This is a genomic window from Enterococcus avium ATCC 14025, from assembly GCF_000406965.1.
GTDB classification, from domain to species: Bacteria; Bacillota; Bacilli; order Lactobacillales; family Enterococcaceae; genus Enterococcus_A; species Enterococcus_A avium.
In genome coordinates, this window is record NZ_KE136357.1 from 89,349 (window position 1) to 105,153 (window position 15,805).

A 15,805-nucleotide genomic window follows, 5' to 3' on the forward strand; every position below is an offset into this window, starting at 1 on the left:
CTTTTTAGCAATTAAATAAGGGGATGCCGTCATTTTTGCGATCTGTTCATCATAGAAACTGTTCTTTAGCTTTTACTTAGAAACACAATTTTCCGTTTCTGCAAAGTAGGGTGATGTTACGATTTCTTTTTTTCTTCTTTCAGATCATCGTAGATAAAAATATTCTTGATAATTCGTAAAATCGGACGGATGGTCAGGAAGATCGAACCTGCGAGGTAAAAGTACATGCCGATTCGATCAGGGATCGAGGTTAGGGCTGCGACACTGCCGAGGATGTAAAAGAAGCCGGTTAATAAGTCGACTGCCAGAGAGAGAATTGTATATCTGTTTTGAAAATACACACGAAATCTTTTTCCCTGTATCTCAATATCTTCTTCGATGGCGGTTTCTACTTCATGAGCTTTACGTTCAATTTTGGGCATGAGGATAATCAAACCTTTCTGTTTTTGTATAAAGGTTCATTGTACTATCAGTTGGTAAAAATCTGAAAGATGTTGCTTGTAAGATAACTAAATAATGGATGGAATAGATTAACGATGGATATAAAAATAGAGTCGCAAATGATTTTTGATCTTTTGCGACTCTATTTTCTATTAGTTATTCCGCTATCTCATATTTAATCACGCCGTTATGCTCGTAACCTTCCAGCTTCACATCAGATAAGCGGCGTTCAAAGAATGAACGTTTGTGGCCATTCTCATCGAATTTATCTGGTAAGACAAGCGTTGGTTCGCTGTCTGGGATTGGTTGAGACAGCTGTTCTTTTAAAGCATCGATATGGCGATCGTAAACGTGAGCGTCATCGATACACCAGTGCATGGTACCAAGCTCAAAGCCGAGCTGGTCGGCAATTAGGCGATGCAGGACCGCGTATTGGTAGGTGTTGAAGGGTTGGCCTAATGCCATGTCAGCGGAGCGCTGTTTGACATGCAAATCAAGGACACCATTGTTGACCTTCCAGTTGGTTGCCCAGACACATGGTTCTAGAGTCATTTCGTCTAGGTCATCGACATCCCACAGGCTAGTCATGATACGGCGAGAGCCAGGATTGTTTTCTAATTGATGGAGCACGTATTCGACCTGATTAAGCTTTTCTTCACGGTCTGGCAGCTTGCGGCATTTTTTGGCTAATTGATAGCCGTATGCTTTGCCGATGGTATTGTTGTCGTCAACCCACTCATTCCAGACTTTACAGTTGTGGTCTTGCAGCCAGGTTACGTCGTTGGATAATTCTTGCCAGATCCATTCCAATTCGATCAAGGGCGTTTTTTGAAAGACGCGTTTTGATTTCAAGATTGGGATACCGTCTGAGGGGGTGATCTTAAAGTTGACGCCTTGGATAAAACGAGTAGGAGCAGGGCTGCCATCGGCGTATTTTGCCCGAACCAAGGCAGGATCTTGATCCGTGCCGTTTTCAATAATATCCATGACGATGTCGCGATAAATTTTGTCGAAGCCAGTATATTCAGTCACAAGAATTCTCCTCTTTTTTTGCTTTTGTCTGAGTTTAACATATTTGCGGGATTTCGTGGATTAAATTTTTTTCAGTATTTGTTTTATCCTAAAAGAAAGTAGAATAGTTGTTTCAAATGACGAGTGTGCGACTTTTTCATTTAAAAGATAACTTTATAAATTGGTCTATCTGCAAGGTTACTCGAAAAAGAGTATGATCATAAAAATGAAAATAGAACGGATAAAACAGTAAAATAATTCATATTAGTGAAAAAAGTTTTGAAAAATTATTTTTTTATGACTATAATTGCAAATGAAAAGTCGCAGCAAGGATAACTGGAAGGACTCAATCGAGTAGAGATAGTTTCTTTTTATTTTTTGTAAATGTGAAATTAATAACAATAGTGAAACGCTGTGTGCTAATAAATGTTTTGAGTAGATGAAACTAGCTTATAGTGAATTTATTACATATTTACAACAGTTTTCTCTGTTTGTCACGAGTCTATTTTAGATTTATTTAGGCGCTTTGTAGTAGCTGATTTCTTTTTTATATCGGTTAAAGTTAAAAATATCACATTTTATATATCAGGAAAATGCTAATAATGATAGTGTTTTTTTCGGACAATAATAAATGAGCAGCTGTAAATTAATCTGGATGTTCTATTTTATTCAATTTCATTTAAATGAAATTGTTTATTGAGAGGCTGCGGCATTCAAGAGGGTTAGGGAGTTAGTAAAAAGGTAAAAAATTGTGCAGTATGAAATAAACGTACATACCTATAGAATGCGTAAAGCAGACTAAATGTATGGGATGACTGCTCTTTTTTAATAATTTTCTAGAAGGAGTTAAAGTATGAAAACAGTATTATTGGTTGTATTGATCGGGTTCATTGGTCTACATGTAAGTGTCTTCGGCAGGGACATCTTCAAGCATCGGAAAGACTTGGGTGATGAGAGCATGCCTATTTCCATAGGTATTGGGTTTATTACTGATTTCTTTGATACATTAGGTATCGGTGCTTTTGCCCCAACGACACTTTTGGTGAAGGTTACTAGGCAGCTAGATGACGATCGAAAATTGCCTGGAACCTTAAACGTCAGCCATGCATTATCATGCTTGTTGGAAGCGCTTATTTTCATTACGGTGGTAAAGGTTGAGCCATTAACCTTGTTTTTATTGGTTGCTTCAGCTACCGTTGGCTCTTGGATTGGTTCGAGATATGTCACAGGACTTCCTGAGCAAAGAGTACAATTTGTTATGGGATTGGCGTTGATTGTAACCGCGATTTTGATGACGTTAAAGCAAACAGGGATGATCAATATTCTTGGAGAGGGAAATATAGCTACTGGATTAACAGGAGTTAAGTTGATTATTGGGATCGTCGGAAACTTTGCTTTAGGAGCGTTGATGACTATGGGTGTTGGGCTATATGCGCCTTGTATGGCTATGGTTTACATGTTAGGGCTGAGTCCGCTAGTAGCCTTTCCTATCATGTCGGCTTCTTGTGCTGCATTGATGCCGGTTGCTAGTATTAATTTCATTAAAACAAATGAATATGCTAGAAAGCTTAGCTTGGGGATTACTATTGGAGGAATTATTGGAGTCATTATCGCTGCGAAATTTGTGACAGGGCTAGATATTACTGCTCTTACGTTGATCGTGATTGTAGTCATTATCTTTACCGGCCTTACGTATCTGCAAAAAAGCTACAAGACAAAAGTTGCGCGAAATGTATAGATTTTAAAAAAGGAGAGTATGTATGTTCGAGAAGGTTAATGTAGAATCTAAAGCAAATATTTATTTTGATGGGAAGGTCACCAGTCGTACGATTCATTTGGAGGACGGCGAAAATGTTACGTTGGGCTTTATGTTAGCAGGAGACTATACGTTCAATACCCAGAAAAAAGAAATCATGAAGGTTACGCAAGGATCAATGACTGTTTTATTGCCTAATGAGGAATCATGGAAAACAGTTAGTGAAAATGAAGAATTTATCGTTCCTGCAAATAGTGCTTTTCAAGTAAAAGTCGAGAAATATGCGGATTATACGTGTTTCTATGTTTTTGAGGATTAAATAAATTATAAAAGGTATTGGAAGGCTGTAAAAGTTTTCTGGTGCCTTTTTTTGATCGTGAACATCGAACAGCTGATTTTTGCTTTTTCGGATATGCTACAATGAATGTGATGAAGCTGAAGGAGCGGGTGAAGGAATGGAAAAGAAGTTGTTTTTCTTTGATATTGATGGGACTTTGACAGATCGTAGTACAGGACAGGTGGTGCCTAGTGCGAAGCGGGCACTGGAGCTTTTAGAGGAGCAGGGGCATTTTGTTTCGATTGCTACGGGACGTGCGCATTATAAGTGTCGCGGCTTACTGGAGGAGCTGGGCCTGGAAAACATGGTATGCTCAGGCGGTATGGGTGTGGTGATTAAAAATAAATTGGTGAAAAATACGCCGTTGGATAAAAAAGAAGCGTTGGCAGTGATTCATCAGGCGGAGGAACAAGGTGTCGGTGTATTAATTGCGACGGATGATTCGGAGAAGGTTTATGGGAAAAATGATCTTTTTCGGCAGCAGGTGGGTCCTAGACAGGAGTCGACGGAATATTTTATCGATCCGACATTCAATGTGGATGAAGCGGCGGATATTTTTAAGTTTTATTTGGCATTACCGAAAGAGCAGGATCACTTGATCCCAGAGCCGAAGAATTTTTCGAAGCTGCGCTTTGTGCCTGAGTATACGATGTGTCAGCATGACAACAAGAAACAGGGCATTCTCGATGTTTTGGAGTATTTTGACAGACCGGCGCAGGATGTGGTGGTCTTTGGTGATGACGTGAATGATCTGGTAATGTTTGACAAGCGTTGGACGAGTATCGCGATGGGCAATGCGGTGGATGAATTGAAGGCACAGGCGGATTATGTGACTGATCGCAATGTTGATGATGGGATTTATAATGCTTGTCGGAAGTTTGGCTGGATTTAACGATAATTGATTGATAGAAAAGAGGGTGTGGAATGGAAAGTGCAGCGTTTTATAAGAAAGTCGAACAGCGTTTTGTCAAATGGGCGCAAGAGCAGTCGGATGTTCATGTAGCTTATGTAGCTGGTTCAAGAGCACGGATTGATCATGGGGCTGATGCGTATTCTGATATGGATATCCAAATGTACGTGGATGATCCGAAGCGGTATCTTAATTCGAAGGATTGGATCGAAAATCTTGGTAAGTTGAATACGGCAATTCCATTCGAAAGCGGTGCTGGGTTGGAATGGCTGTCCCTATTTGAAGGCGGCTTTCAAGTGGATTTTGTGATTACCTCGTACGCGAACTATCAAACCGAGTTAGCTAAGAATGAGCCGCTTTACTGGTTTCGTCGTGGAGCACGAGTGCTACTGGATAAGACGGGAGAGGCTCAGCGGCTGATTCCTGAAAAATTTGAATGGCCAAAAGCTTCTCCGATCACGGCAGAGGCCTTCGATTATACAGTGAACACTTTTTGGTTTCTTGCCTTGTATTTGGGCAAACAGATTTTACGGAATGAATTATGGACTGTTAAGCTGCGGGATACCGAATGTAAACAGGTGCTGCTTCAGACAATCGAATGGTACGAGAAAATGGTCCATGGCGAAAATTATGATACATGGCATGCTGGTCGCTTTATCTATGAATGGGTAGATGAGGAGATCTTCCATCAGCTGAACGGTGTATTTGGTCATTTTGATGCGGCAGACAGCTGGCGTGCGTTGCAGGAAACGATTGCGTTGTATGAAGGGCTATCACGTAAGTTGGCGGAGCATTATCACTATTCTTATCCTGAGAAGCTAGTAGCTGAAGTAAAGCAATGGCTTGTGACGCATGAGGAACTATAACCTTTTCTCTTTTTTTAGAACACATAAAAATTTTGAATGAAGAAAAATGATTTGATATGTTGACAACGTTTTACTAATCAACTATATTTGTAGTGAAAATTAAATAAAAATGGATTGTTACTCTTTGAGGCATTACCATTCTCTTTGAAATAAGGAGGGTGTAGTGTGCGCTCAAAGAGTTTTTTTATTGGAAAGGCGGAAGAGTAAATGAAAATTATTAAGAAAATTAATAATAATGTCGCTGAAGCGATTGATGGCAATGGCAACCATCTGATTGCTTTTGGCAAAGGATTAGGATTTCCTAAAACGCCTTATGAGTTGATGGATTTGACCAAGATTACCATGACATTTTACAAGTTAAGCGAGTATTTTGAAGGATTATTGAGGGAAATACCTGAGGAGATTTTGAATTTGAGTGCGGAGATTGTCAGCATGGCACAAGAAGAATTAAATGGGCAGTTGAATCCGACGTTGGTATTTAGTTTGGCGGATCACATCCAGTTTTCTATTCAGCGTCTGACAACTTATAAAAATGTTCGCATGAATTATTCCTACGAGATTGCGCAGATGTACCCAAAAGAAAGTCAATTGGCGGAAAAGGCCGTCAAAATGATTCAGGAGCAGACACATATCGTCTTGCCGAAAGGGGAATTGACGAGTATCACCATGCACTTTGTCAATAGTCAATCAGAGTACAAAATTTCTCAGGAAGAAGTATTGATTGAAGAAATTATTCAGCAGACGACCAATTTAATTGAGCAGGATCTGCACATTGTGATCGATCGTGATGAGTTTAACTACAATCGTTTTTGCATGCACATGTTTTATTACCTGAAGCGGATGCGCAGCGGCGAAGAGCTGATTGGACCTGGAATGGAGATGCTGGATTCGATCAAGGAGCAGCACCCGGAAATCTATCAGCTGGCACAAAAGGTTGGCACATTGATTGCACAATTTTATGGCATTGAATCAAATGAAGATGAACTGGTCTATTTAATGATTCATATGAACCGATTATACGAAAAAAATGTAAGGAGAAAAAACGATGACTAAATATAATGAATTAGCACAAACTATTTTAGAAAATGTTGGCGGCGAAGAAAACATTTCAAACATGACCCACTGCATGACACGTCTGCGTTTTAACCTGAAGGATCAAAGCAAAGTAAATGAAGAGAGCTTAAAGTCAACGAGTGGTGTCTTAGGTGTTGTCCAATCTGGCGGACAATATCAGATCATCATTGGTCAAACTGTCAATAAGGTCTACAATAATTTGCTGGAGCTGACTGGTAAAGCGCAGGAGCAGGAAGAAGTAGAAGCGAAGGAAGAAAAAGAGCCTTTTACTTTAAAGGGGTTAGGAAATAAGGTTTTGGATTATTTGGCAGGAAGTTTAACACCGTTAATTCCTGTGCTGATTGCGGCCTCAATGTTCAAAATGGTCATGGCCGTTTTTGGACCATCCATGCTGAATTGGATTCATGAGGGCAGTTCTTTGGCTACGTTATTGACGTTTGTTGGTGACGCGGGATTTTATTTCTTCCCGGTTTTCTTGGGGTATACTGCTGCGAAAAAATTTGGCGTTACGCCAGTTTTAGGGATGTTTTTAGGAGGCGTTCTGCTTCATCCGACGTTTACGCAAATCGCGGCAGATGGAGCAGCTTTTGATATTCTCGGAATTCCAGTCGCTACTCAGAATTATGCCAGCACGGTGCTTCCAATGATTCTTTCGATTTGGATCATGTCGTATGTAGAAAAATTCTTTAAGAAGGTAATCCCGTCTACTTTAGGAACAATCTTTACGCCAACGTTGACGATGGTGGTCATGCTGCCAATCACGTTGATTGTCTTAGGACCTGCAGGATTTGTTGCGGGGGAACATATTAGTAAATTCTTGTTATCACTAGATGCGATTGGCGGATTCTTGGCTGTAGCAGTGATTGCGGCATTGTGGCAATTTTTGGTAATGACAGGGATGCATTTGCTGATGATCTCAACGATGATTACACTCTTTGCCCAAAACGGACAGGATTCATTGGTAACACCTGCGGCGATCATTTCCAGCATGTGTGTGGCGGGAATGTGTCTAGGCTCCTTCTTGCGCTTACGCAATAAAAATGAAAAGGCGTTGGCCTTTAGTTTTCTAGCTGCTTGCTTAGTCGGCGGTGTGACTGAGCCGGGTGTTTACGGTTTAGGTGTGCGTTACAGAAAACCATTCATTGGACTGATGGCAGGTGGACTTGCCGGCGGTCTTTATGCTGGGTTGACGGGAGTGACTGCCTACACCTTGATTCCAGTGGCGAATTTTGCCTGCTTGATTTCATTTGTTGGTGGGACTAATGCCAATATGATCAATGGTTTTGTTGCCTGCGGGATCGGCTTTGTCGTATCTGCGGCAGCGACGTATGTTTTAAGTATCAAGGAGGACGTAAAAGAAAATGACGAAGTACTCGAAGAAAGTATTGTTTAGAGCTGACGACCTCGGCTATTCAGAAGCGGTCAATTATGGGATTGAAAAAGCAGTAAAGGAAGGCTTAATCCAGAGTGTAGGAGTCATGGTAAACATGCCTGCTGCGCTTCATGGTGTAGAATTGTTAAAAAAAGAGCCGATCGCCTTTAGCCAACACACCAATATCTGTGTTGGAAAACCTTTGACTGATCCTGAGAAGATTCCTTCTTTAGTAGATGCTGATGGAAACTTCAAATCGTCAAAAATCTATCGAGAGGCAAAGGAAGATTTCGTTGTTCTTTCAGAGGTCAGACTGGAGATTGAAGCGCAATATCAACGATTTTTAGAGCTGTTTGGCAGAAAACCGGATTATTTTGAGGGCCATGCGGTAACCAGTGCCAATTATTTTAAAGCGATGGAGCAATTTGCGGCGGAGCATGGATTAAAGTATTCTGGATTGCCTCAAGGTCAGGGGCCGAATTCTTTGACGGAGGATGCCTTTATCGATATGAATGGAACGAGGGTCTATCTGTATATGGAATCGATGCAGGCTGATTATGATCCTTATCGTACATTGGAGAAGCTGCTTGCCAATTTACATGACGACGGTGTGGATATGATGATTTTCCATCCTGGCTATTTAGATGATTATATTCTAAAGAATTCTTCGTTATTGATTCCACGAACTGCCGAAGTGGCGTTTCTCACTGATCCAGCAGTTAAGGCTCGTTTGGAGCAATTAAAGATTGAACTGATTTCGTATAAGGAAGTGTAGTAATGTTTTTTAAGAAGAAGAAAAAGCTAGATGCTTTTGTAACTGGTAAGGTTGTCCCTTTAACTGAGGTAAAGGATGAGGTTTTTTCAACGGGAATGATGGGTGAGGGCCTAGCTATTTACCCAGCTGCTGGACGGATCGTTTCGCCTGTTGATGGAGTAATAAAAGCGGCGAATCTGCAGATGCAGCACGCTATTGGGCTGGAAACGCAAGAGGGGATTGAATTATTGATCCATGTAGGACTTGATACAGTTAGTCTCGCAAATGAGGGCTTTGAATTACTCGTATCCGAAGGTCAAAAGGTGAAGGCTGGCGAACTGCTGCTGCGCTTTGATCGAAAAGTGATCTCTTCTGCGGGATTGGATGATGTAGTTATGCTGATCGTTACGAATCCAAAGGACTATCAGTTTGATTTTCAAACGGGTATCGAGGTAGTCGATGGAGAAGAAATTGGTACGTGGAAGTAAATAGATAGAAAACGGAGCTGTGACAGGATTTTTGTCACAGCTCCGTTGATTTTGTGTACTATTTCATCGGCAGTTTGATCTGAAAGACGGCTCCTCGCGGCTCCCAATCGCGTACGGTCAGCTTGCCTTTGTGTTGATTAATGATTTGCTTAGCGATGGCAAGGCCTAAGCCGTAGCCACCGGTTTCTTTGGAGCGGGAGCGGTCTTCGCGATAGAAGCGTTCGAAGATATGCTTCTTGTCTTCATCACTGATGGATGGTCCGTTGTTTTTGACTTCAATCAGCCAATTGTCATTGGAGATTTCTGATTGCAGAATGATTTTTTCGCCAGCTTCCGTATATTTCAGCGCATTGTCCAGCAGGATCACCAGTACTTGATGGATGCGTTTTTCATCGATCAGCATAGGCTGATCAGCGTAGTTTTCCAAAACGAATTGTTTATCGTTCATTTCGGCGATCTCTTGAAAAGGCTGGGCTAATTGCTGAATGAAGTCTTTAGGATCGACGGCCTCTTTTTGCAGCAGCAACTGATTGGAATCGCTGCGGGCTAAAGTCAACAGGTCTTCTGTCAAACTGTTCATGCGGCGTGTTTCATTCAAGGCTTGAGCAATTGGCTCGGATTCTTCTAGGATCGTGTGGTCGGGTTTGGTAAAGAGCTGCTGCAGGCTGTTCTGAATAATCGCCAGCGGCGTGCGCAGCTCGTGAGAGGCATTTTCGACAAATTCCTGCTGTTTGCGCCACGAATGCATGATCGGCTGCATGTTCATTTTTGAAATATAAAAACTGATACCAATCGAGATTAGCCAGAAGATGATCATACAAATAATCAAGGTGGTCTCGAAGGTCTTCATGGAGTCCGCGATTTGATTGGTATTTGATAAAAATTGGATATAAGCGATATTTTCCGCATTCTCTGCTTTAATTGTATAGGAATGGAAGGAGAGCTTTTGACTAGCTTCTCCAGTATTTTTTAAGCTTAATGATTGAACGGAATCCAAATTTTTCTTATCTAAGGTTAAATTCTCTAGCTCGGTAAAGCGTCCACCTAATACATCCTTGTTGAGAATTTCGCCGTCCTTAGACCAAAGGATGATCTGGGTATTGAAGCGATTGTTGCCATCAGGACCTTTATCCATGCGCTGATCGTCAGGCATTTGCGCCAAAAAGGGATTGCCCTGCTGATAGCGGTTGATCTCCATCTGGATCAGGTGGCTATTTTCCGCCATTTGAGTTAGAGAAAGATCGGTTTGACGATAGGCTGAGCTTTGCAGAAGCTGCAGAGTAATAAAGCCTAATAATAGAAAGATTCCCGCAAATGCCGCGACATTAATGAAGAAAAATTTTAACCGTTGTTTTCTCGAAATTTCTGTATTCATTGAATCATTCCTTTTGTAAGATGTAGCCGACATTCCGCAGGGTTTTAAACAGATGATCGGTACCTGACGGCTTCAAATGTTTGCGCAAGTGGCTCATGTAGACTTCTACGACAGTTAGCGTGGTATCGGAATCAAAGCCCCAGATACGATCAAAAATCTGCTCTTTGGTCAAAATCACACCTTTGTTTTGGATAAAGTAGACTAAAAGATCGAATTCTTTTCCTTGAATCGGCAAGACCTCATCATCGACGGTCACTTCTTTAGTTGAGAGATTGCAGGTGATATTTTTATAGGCTAACTGATTTTCAGCAAATATTCCCAGCGAGCGTTTTAGTAATGCTTTGACTCGCATGATCAGCTCTTCTCGGTAAAAGGGCTTGGTTAAATAATCGTCTGCCCCTTTTTGAAAGCCAGTCACCTTATCCTCTAAGCTGTCCTTGGCAGTTAAGATCAATACAGGTGTCTGGATATTTTTTTCCCGCATTTCTGCTAACACCTCATAACCGTTCTTCTCTGGCAGCATCAAATCTAGCAAAATCAAATCGTACATCCCGCTTTCGGCCTCGAACAAACCTTCTTCGCCATCGTAAACTTGGGTAATGTCACCTAAATCGGCTAAAATTTCTTTTATATTCTCTGAAAGTGTCGTATCATCTTCTACTATTAATAGATTAATCATCGAATTTTCTCCCTCTTCATTTATTACTTCCTCAGTGTACCATGCTTTCCTAAATCAACCTTAAAACTTTTTACATCCGGCTTAAGCTTCGGTTAAGCCAGCTTGCTTATTCTACAGACAGACAAATGAAGGGGGAACCACTATGAACTATATGAAACGGGCGATTCAAAGCCTTTGGGCCAAAAAAGGGCGCAGTATTATTATGATCGCCGTCTTTTCGGCGATATTGATTTTCGTCTTGGCGGGATTGACGATCCGCAGCGGGGCAGACCTGGCAACAACGAACGCGAAAAAGAGTGTCGGGGCGACCGTCACTTTATCGACGAACCGTGAGGCGATGTTTAAGCAATCCGATTCAGAAGATGAAAATAGCCGACCTGATCCCGGCAGCTTCGAACGAACGCCGGTAAATCTGAGCGATGCGAAAAAAATTGCGAAATTATCGAATGTAAAATCCTATTCCTTTGAAGCCAGCACCTCAGCGGATAAAAGCTCAGGAATCGAACCGATTTCCAGCGACAGTGATGCCAGCAACGATAGTACAGAAAATACGGAGGAGTCAACTGACGAACAGATGGCCGGCTTTGGCGGAGGCGGTGCTCCTGGCGGCATGAGCCAAGGTGATTTCCAAATCAAAGGAGTTTCTGAAAGCAGCTCTTATAGCGAATTTTCAGCCGGAACCGCTAGTCTTGTTGAAGGGGAAGCGATCACCTCAGAAGATGAAGGCACCAATAATGTCTTGATTGAACAAAGCTTGGCCGAGGCTAACGATTTAAGTGTTGGTGATACATTCAAAATTAAAGACACAGATGACAAGGATGTCGAAGTAACTATCAAAGGAATCTACAAAACCAGCGATTCTGGGGATAGCATGAGCGCTCAGTTTAACTTTATGAACCCATCGAACACGATCTTTTCTTCTTATACCATGGTCAATACACTGACCGGTTCAGAAGGAAAAACGATCGATTCAGCCGTCTATAACCTAGAAGATCCTAAAGATATGGATAGCTTCGTCAAACAGGCGAATAAATTGATCGATACCGATACTTTTAGTTTAGAAACAAATGATCAAATGTATCAGCAAATGCTGCAACCATTAAACAATGTCTCAAGTTTCGCGAAAAATATCGTGATTCTAGTCGCAGCAGCGGGAGTGATTATTTTAACGCTGATCATTATGCTGTCGATTCGCGAACGAAAATATGAGATCGGTGTTTTGCTTTCATTAGGCGAATCACGGATGAAGGTCATCTCACAATTTTTCGTTGAGATTTTTATCTGCATGATCTTTGCTTTGGGTATTGCGGCAGCCAGCGGAAATGTCGTAGGAAATGCCGTCGGAAATCAGTTATTAAGTCAACAAACAACATCGCAAAATACGGAAGGACAAGAAGCCAATGCGGCAGGAAATAATGGCGGCCCTGGCGGACAAGGACAAATGCCTGGCGGTGGAAATGGCGGTCCACGAGGTGGCGGTCAAATGGGCGGCAATCCATTTACCCAAACCGAGGAAATTCAAGAGCTGAACATCTCTGTGAAGCCAATGGAAATTCTTAGTCTTGGAGGCATCGGACTGGGAATCAGCCTATTTTCAATCGTCTTATCATCCGCAGGAATTCTGCGATTGAATCCGAAGAAAATCTTGATCTCTTAGACGTAGATGATCAGTTATGAAAAACGAAGGTGACAAATTAAAGGAGGAAATTTTATGACATTAGCTACCAAGGATTTAAGCTATTGGTATGAGAACAACGGCCCATTATTCGAAAAGGTGAATTTAACCTTTGAAAAGGGCAAGATGTACGCCATTTTAGGCACTAGCGGATCAGGGAAAACAACTTTTTTATCCCTGATCGCAGGCTTGGATACCCCAAAAAGCGGAGAAATTCTTTATGAAGATACTTCTTTGAAAAAAATCGGGCTGCGGGAATATCGGCGCAAGGATGTGTCTATCGTTTTTCAAGCCTACAATCTTCTGCCTTACATGTCGGCAGTGGATAATGTAGTGACGGCGATGGAGATCGCCCAAAGCCAGCAAGCGGATAAGAAAGCCTATGCTTTGGCAAATCTTGAGAAAGTCGGCATTACCAAAGAACTGGCAGAGAAAAAAGTAACAATGCTATCTGGTGGTCAGCAGCAGCGGGTCGCAATTACGCGGGCATTGTGCTGCGAACATGATTTGATTGTAGCCGATGAACCAACGGGAAACTTAGATGAGGCGACCTCAGGTGAAATCGTCAAGCTATTCCAAGAAATCGCTCATGAGCAGCAAAAATGTATTATTTTAGTCACCCATGAACAGGAAGTTGCTAAAGGCTGCGATGTCGTGTACGAATTGAAAAATCAAATGTTTCGTCAGGTTTCTTAATCAATGCTTGAAAAGGAGGAAGTGAATGAGGGCAACACTAAAGAAAGTCAGTTATTTTATTGGTATGACGGTCTGTTTAACCGGCTGTGGTGTCAGCGGCTCAGTCTCGAATGAGGTGGACACGGAAGAACAGCTGTCCGTCTCCCTGAATGATGAGTGGCAGGAGGAACAAACGGAAAAAGAGAAAAAATATCAGACTCTACTAAAAAGCGGCGAGTACACAGAAGACAATATCTATGTCCAGCTTGATCCTTACGATGCCAGCCCACTTTCGGCGCTGCTGCTTTTCCAAACAGAAGACGCAATGACCGTTGATATTTCAGTGGCCGGCAAGGATGAGGCGACGACCATCAAGAACAGCTTTGACGACTATACAACGGATCACAGTGTTCCGATTTTAGGTCTGTACCCAGACACAGAAAACGAAGTGACGGTCACATTGACGGACGAATCCGGCAACAGCATGGAGAAAACGGTAACGATAAAAACAGGAACGTTAGCGAAATCCATTGCCAACATAGATGTCAAAGAAGCGGATACAACAAAAATGGAACTAGGCGACAGCGAACTCACCTTTGTTGTGCCAAGTACGAAACGCGCCTATGCCTTTGATGCCAACGGCGATGTTCGCTGGTATTCGACCCGCTATAACAGTCATATTTTTAAAGAATTAGATAACGGGAATCTGCTTTATTTGACCAAAGAATCCAATGACGCGGATACCTACAATGTGCTGCTAGAGACGGACTACTTAGGGAAAATCTATCACCATTACGATTTCTCAAGCTCTAGCGCCGCAAACGATACAGGTAAAAGCGAAGGAGAAATGACCGTGATCCATCATGATGGTATTGAGCTGCCAAGCGGAAACTTCTTACTGACAGTCAATGATGGCAGTAACTATATTGAGGACACGATGATCGAGCTGAATCGCGAAACAGGGGAGATCGAGAAAACGATTGATCTGAAGGATATCTTACCGGAAGCCTTTTACGAAGACTACGATTCGACGAGTCGCGAGGACGGAAAGGTCGATTGGTTCCACCAAAACTCAGTAGAATACGATGAGGCAGACGACAGTATTATTATTTCGGGGAGGCATCAAGATACGATTATGAAGATTGATTATTCCACGAACGAGATCAAATGGATCATGGGCGACAGTAGCGGCTGGCCTGATAGCTATCAGAAATATTTCTTAAAAGGGGATGTCAAAGCCAGCGGCGGACAGCACGCGGCGATCGTCCTGCCGGATCAAGACGACAACGATGAGACGACCGATATTTTATATTATGACAATAACATCTCGGTTACCCGCGGGGATGAAGAAACCTCTGAACAATACTCAGAAGCCCGCCAGGTTCGGATTAACGAAGCAGAAATGACGATCGAAGAAGTTTGGACCTTTGGTGAAGAGCTAGGGGAGGATTACTATACCAAGATTATCGGCAGTGCACGCTACTTAAGCAACACAGGCAATCGCCTCGTTAACTTCGGCTACCGTGATGAGGGCCAGACCAGTTCAATTATGGAAGTTACGGAGGAAGGAGAAACCGTTCTGAACGTTGACCTTACTGATTTCCCAACCAGTGCTTGGGCCTATCGCGCAGAACGATTCTCGCTGTATAATGAGGATTGGATGTATGAATTGAAGGAAGAATAAATGAAAGCTGCGGAAAATTTCGCAGCTTTTTTAAGTTTAATTAATGATTAGTTTTTCATAAATGAAAGAGAATGGCATGTTATTTGTGGACACGACCACACTATTTTCGAAGAGGGTGAAGATATCACTTTTAATTTGTAAAAAATATGGGTTTCTAAGTTGATCTATAGAATATACTGCTAGTAAACAAGTAATCTTTAATTTTTACTAATCGCTATTATCTGCTTGAATACCTTGATTATATCTTCTCGTCTATCTAAAGAATTCAAATCATGAATTATTCTGCTGATATCATTATCATCCTTTTCGAAAGAGAAGAACGAAGGATAATCAATATTGAAGGCTCTAATTATTTTATCAAGTGTTTCAATTTTTATATTTTCAATTTGTCCTCTTTCAATTTTTCCTAAATAGGATAGATCTAGTCCAGCTAACTCAGCCAAAAATTCCTGAGTCATTCCATTTTGTAAGCGTAACTCTTTTATTCTTGCAGCTACTTTTGAGCTAAGCATCGGTCCCACAACCTTTCGTTAATTAAAGATTAAAGGTTTGTCTGTTGTTTTATTAGGTCTTCAATAACCTAAAAATTCTCTTTTTTATATGAATAAAAGGTTTCTAAAAACCTATTTCTGTGCTATATTGATTTTGTAGTAATTGAAACGTGTCTCTTTTAGATTTTTTTGCATATAAGAGAATATAGGTAGAGCA

Annotated in this window: 16 protein-coding genes; 11 read left to right on the forward strand and 5 right to left on the reverse strand. The window is 41.6% G+C overall.

Annotated elements, in window-relative coordinates:
- Positions 1-116: 116 nt before the first annotated feature.
- Entirely contained in the window at positions 117-422 is a 306-nt protein-coding gene (locus OMU_RS00420; RefSeq protein WP_016177992.1) for a YrhK family protein, read from the reverse strand.
- A gap of 175 nt (positions 423-597) precedes the next feature.
- Positions 598-1,473 carry a thymidylate synthase gene (gene thyA, locus OMU_RS00425; protein ID WP_016177993.1) on the reverse strand — a complete coding sequence of 292 codons (876 nt, stop codon included), beginning with the start codon at positions 1,471-1,473 and terminating at the stop codon, positions 598-600.
- Positions 1,474-2,305: 832 nt separating this feature from the next.
- Here thyA and OMU_RS00430 point away from each other — a divergent pair.
- From OMU_RS00430 to OMU_RS00465, 8 genes are all read left to right on the forward strand, one after another.
- Positions 2,306-3,190 carry a sulfite exporter TauE/SafE family protein gene (locus OMU_RS00430; protein WP_016177994.1) on the forward strand — a complete coding sequence of 295 codons (885 nt, stop codon included), beginning with the start codon at positions 2,306-2,308 and terminating at the stop codon, positions 3,188-3,190.
- 22 nt (positions 3,191-3,212) lie between these two features.
- Positions 3,213-3,527, forward strand: a complete 315-nt coding sequence (ppnP, locus tag OMU_RS00435; RefSeq protein WP_016177995.1) for a pyrimidine/purine nucleoside phosphorylase — start codon at positions 3,213-3,215, stop codon at positions 3,525-3,527.
- 136 nt (positions 3,528-3,663) lie between these two features.
- Entirely contained in the window at positions 3,664-4,437 is a 774-nt protein-coding gene (locus OMU_RS00440) for an HAD hydrolase family protein (RefSeq protein ID WP_016177996.1), read from the forward strand.
- Between the two features lie 32 nt (positions 4,438-4,469).
- A complete protein-coding gene (locus OMU_RS00445) occupies positions 4,470-5,321 on the forward strand; it encodes an aminoglycoside 6-adenylyltransferase (RefSeq protein WP_016177997.1) in 852 nt (283 codons plus the stop codon).
- 207 nt (positions 5,322-5,528) lie between these two features.
- Positions 5,529-6,374 carry a PRD domain-containing protein gene (locus tag OMU_RS00450; protein WP_016177998.1) on the forward strand — a complete coding sequence of 282 codons (846 nt, stop codon included), beginning with the start codon at positions 5,529-5,531 and terminating at the stop codon, positions 6,372-6,374.
- Positions 6,367-7,788 carry a PTS transporter subunit EIIC gene (locus OMU_RS00455; protein ID WP_016177999.1) on the forward strand — a complete coding sequence of 474 codons (1,422 nt, stop codon included), beginning with the start codon at positions 6,367-6,369 and terminating at the stop codon, positions 7,786-7,788. Before OMU_RS00450 ends, OMU_RS00455 begins: the two co-directional genes overlap by 8 nt.
- Positions 7,757-8,542 carry a ChbG/HpnK family deacetylase gene (locus OMU_RS00460; protein WP_016178000.1) on the forward strand — a complete coding sequence of 262 codons (786 nt, stop codon included), beginning with the start codon at positions 7,757-7,759 and terminating at the stop codon, positions 8,540-8,542. The genes OMU_RS00455 and OMU_RS00460 overlap by 32 nt, the downstream gene beginning before the upstream one ends.
- Positions 8,543-8,544: 2 nt before the next feature.
- Positions 8,545-9,009: a PTS sugar transporter subunit IIA gene (locus OMU_RS00465; protein WP_016178001.1), complete on the forward strand. Its 465-nt coding sequence runs from the start codon at positions 8,545-8,547 to the stop codon at positions 9,007-9,009.
- A gap of 58 nt (positions 9,010-9,067) precedes the next feature.
- Here OMU_RS00465 and OMU_RS00470 read toward each other — a convergent pair whose 3' ends face one another.
- Together OMU_RS00470 and OMU_RS00475 are read right to left on the reverse strand one after the other, a co-directional pair.
- Positions 9,068-10,384 (reverse strand): sensor histidine kinase, encoded by a 1,317-nt coding sequence (locus OMU_RS00470; protein ID WP_016178002.1) that lies wholly within the window; start codon positions 10,382-10,384, stop codon positions 9,068-9,070.
- A 4-nt stretch (positions 10,385-10,388) separates the two neighbouring features.
- A complete protein-coding gene (locus OMU_RS00475; protein WP_016178003.1) occupies positions 10,389-11,063 on the reverse strand; it encodes a response regulator transcription factor in 675 nt (224 codons plus the stop codon).
- A gap of 142 nt (positions 11,064-11,205) precedes the next feature.
- On the opposite strand from OMU_RS00475, the gene OMU_RS00480 reads away from it, so the two are divergent.
- Genes OMU_RS00480 through OMU_RS00490 form a run of 3 tightly spaced genes read left to right on the forward strand, consistent with a single transcriptional unit; the run spans position 11,206 to position 15,097 of the window.
- Positions 11,206-12,720: an ABC transporter permease gene (locus OMU_RS00480; RefSeq protein ID WP_016178004.1), complete on the forward strand. Its 1,515-nt coding sequence runs from the start codon at positions 11,206-11,208 to the stop codon at positions 12,718-12,720.
- Positions 12,721-12,774: 54 nt separating this feature from the next.
- On the forward strand, positions 12,775-13,434 hold the full coding sequence (locus tag OMU_RS00485; protein ID WP_016178005.1) for an ABC transporter ATP-binding protein: 660 nt from the start codon (positions 12,775-12,777) through the stop codon (positions 13,432-13,434).
- Positions 13,435-13,459: 25 nt separating this feature from the next.
- The gene (locus OMU_RS00490) at positions 13,460-15,097 is read left to right on the forward strand and encodes an aryl-sulfate sulfotransferase (RefSeq protein WP_016178006.1); all 1,638 of its coding nucleotides are present in this window, start codon (positions 13,460-13,462) and stop codon (positions 15,095-15,097) included.
- A 197-nt stretch (positions 15,098-15,294) separates the two neighbouring features.
- On the opposite strand, the gene OMU_RS00495 is transcribed toward OMU_RS00490, so the two are convergent.
- Positions 15,295-15,609 carry a helix-turn-helix domain-containing protein gene (locus OMU_RS00495; protein WP_016178007.1) on the reverse strand — a complete coding sequence of 105 codons (315 nt, stop codon included), beginning with the start codon at positions 15,607-15,609 and terminating at the stop codon, positions 15,295-15,297.
- Positions 15,610-15,805 lie beyond the last annotated feature (196 nt).

Bases quoted from the DNA above. Each gene is read 5' to 3' on its own strand.
- OMU_RS00420 (WP_016177992.1), bottom strand. From the start codon at position 422: ATGCCCAAAATTGAACGTAAAGCTCATGAAGTAGAAACCGCCATCGAA.
- OMU_RS00440 (WP_016177996.1), top strand. From the start codon at position 3,664: ATGGAAAAGAAGTTGTTTTTCTTTGATATTGATGGGACTTTGACAGAT.
- OMU_RS00490 (WP_016178006.1), top strand. From the start codon at position 13,460: ATGAGGGCAACACTAAAGAAAGTCAGTTATTTTATTGGTATGACGGTC.
- OMU_RS00465 (WP_016178001.1), top strand. From the start codon at position 8,545: ATGTTTTTTAAGAAGAAGAAAAAGCTAGATGCTTTTGTAACTGGTAAG.
- OMU_RS00470 (WP_016178002.1), bottom strand. From the start codon at position 10,384: ATGAATACAGAAATTTCGAGAAAACAACGGTTAAAATTTTTCTTCATT.
- OMU_RS00455 (WP_016177999.1), top strand. From the start codon at position 6,367: ATGACTAAATATAATGAATTAGCACAAACTATTTTAGAAAATGTTGGC.
- OMU_RS00495 (WP_016178007.1), bottom strand. From the start codon at position 15,609: ATGCTTAGCTCAAAAGTAGCTGCAAGAATAAAAGAGTTACGCTTACAA.
- OMU_RS00475 (WP_016178003.1), bottom strand. From the start codon at position 11,063: ATGATTAATCTATTAATAGTAGAAGATGATACGACACTTTCAGAGAAT.
- OMU_RS00445 (WP_016177997.1), top strand. From the start codon at position 4,470: ATGGAAAGTGCAGCGTTTTATAAGAAAGTCGAACAGCGTTTTGTCAAA.
- OMU_RS00485 (WP_016178005.1), top strand. From the start codon at position 12,775: ATGACATTAGCTACCAAGGATTTAAGCTATTGGTATGAGAACAACGGC.
- OMU_RS00460 (WP_016178000.1), top strand. From the start codon at position 7,757: ATGACGAAGTACTCGAAGAAAGTATTGTTTAGAGCTGACGACCTCGGC.
- OMU_RS00450 (WP_016177998.1), top strand. From the start codon at position 5,529: ATGAAAATTATTAAGAAAATTAATAATAATGTCGCTGAAGCGATTGAT.
- OMU_RS00430 (WP_016177994.1), top strand. From the start codon at position 2,306: ATGAAAACAGTATTATTGGTTGTATTGATCGGGTTCATTGGTCTACAT.
- ppnP (WP_016177995.1), top strand. From the start codon at position 3,213: ATGTTCGAGAAGGTTAATGTAGAATCTAAAGCAAATATTTATTTTGAT.
- OMU_RS00480 (WP_016178004.1), top strand. From the start codon at position 11,206: ATGAACTATATGAAACGGGCGATTCAAAGCCTTTGGGCCAAAAAAGGG.